A 260-nucleotide genomic window follows, 5' to 3' on the forward strand; every position below is an offset into this window, starting at 1 on the left:
AGCCTGATCCAACCTTTAAAATCCATTTGCCAGAGTTGATTAGGAAGAGGAGCTTCAAATCGCTGCCAATCCGAGGACGCTGGGATTGATTTCGGTTCTATGCGATCATGGCGCTGTAGAATGGCATGCACCGTGGGGCTTGCTGGAACTGTAATGCCTTGATGCTGCAGATAAGCGCGGATCTTTCGAGCGCCCCAAGCCGGGTAAGTGTCACGTACTGATAAAACCCTCTGCTCCACCTCCTGTGGTGAACGCCCAGG

At 52.7% G+C, this 260-nt stretch carries 1 pseudogene; it reads right to left on the reverse strand.

Going from position 1 to position 260, the window contains the following annotated elements:
* Positions 1 to 260, reverse strand: a pseudogene (locus PPL9_RS34325) (IS481 family transposase); the annotation flags it as partial.

The organism is Pseudovibrio sp. POLY-S9 (assembly GCF_001431305.1).
Classification (GTDB): Bacteria; Pseudomonadota; Alphaproteobacteria; order Rhizobiales; family Stappiaceae; genus Pseudovibrio.